1 protein-coding gene is annotated in these 1,098 nt (G+C 47.2%); it reads left to right on the forward strand.

The genetic code is table 11. From position 1 onward, the window contains the following. Positions 1–1,098: hypothetical protein (locus Q0135_RS08340; protein WP_297989765.1), on the forward strand; the 1,098-nt coding region annotated here is incomplete at both ends.

Genomic DNA, 1,098 nt, shown 5'->3' on the forward strand with positions numbered 1-1,098 from the left:
CGGATTAAATTTAAACGCGGATTTAGATGCAGGTACGGATCGCGCGGTAGATTCTCGCAGGAATTCCGGCGCGAGCCTAGCTAAAAATTTAAGCTTAAGCGACGAAGCAAATCGCAGCGCAAATTTAGGCTCAAACTGCAGAGCAGATCGCGGGGAAATTTTAGTTGCAAATTCTAAAGTAGCGGATCACGTAATAAATTTAACCGCACTGAGCGTGAGCTTAAATTTGACTGTAAGTTCAGGCTCAGACGCAAACGACGAAGGCAAAAATTCCGTCCGAAATTCTAAATCAAATTTCTCCGCCGCAGATTTAGACATAAACCCGTACTCGGGCGCTACGCGAAATTCTACGCCGATACGAGTCGCAAGCGGCGTAGAATATCAAAGCCCCGTCACAAAAATAGGGGCTGTAAATCCCGTCGTAGATAAAAATTACCTGACGGCGGCGTATCGAGGCTTTATTACGATAAGCTCGAGCTACGACGCACAAAATTTTACCCTTTATTGCGGCAAAAATTCCGACCGAAGCCAAAGCGAAAATTCTGCGCTCGCAATCCTTAATCAAATTCCAGGCGCTCTTATCGAGAGCAAAAATTTCTCTCCGAGCTTCGCCGCACCCAATCTAAAATCTACGCTACGCAGCAGTAAGAATTCTATCCAAAATCTCAGCGGGAATTCCGTTCAAAATTCTAATTCCGCAGCTCAAGTCACGCAGGATTTAAACTTTGCGGCGACATATAAAAGTACGATTCTCACGGCGCCGAGCGCAAAATTCGCTTCACTTCAAAATTCCGTGCTGCCTCAGAATTTTACCTCCTCGCAAAACTCCGCCTCATCGCAAAATTTCGTCCTACCGCCAAACTCCGCGAGAGAGGGCTGCAAAACGCCACTCAGATATATTAAAATTTACGATCGCACCAGTTTTTTCGCTGCGGTAGCGGATCGCTACGTCACATCGATGGATTACCGACGATACAGCAGCGACGAATCGAAAGGGCTTGCTGATAAGCAGGGTATATCAAAAAACGGCACATCGGCAAATGGTCGCAGCGTAACGGCAGATTGCCACAGCACACCGGCGCACCAAAACAGCGCGAT

It is taken from the genome of uncultured Campylobacter sp. (assembly GCF_937981295.1).
Taxonomy (GTDB): domain Bacteria; phylum Campylobacterota; class Campylobacteria; order Campylobacterales; family Campylobacteraceae; genus Campylobacter_B.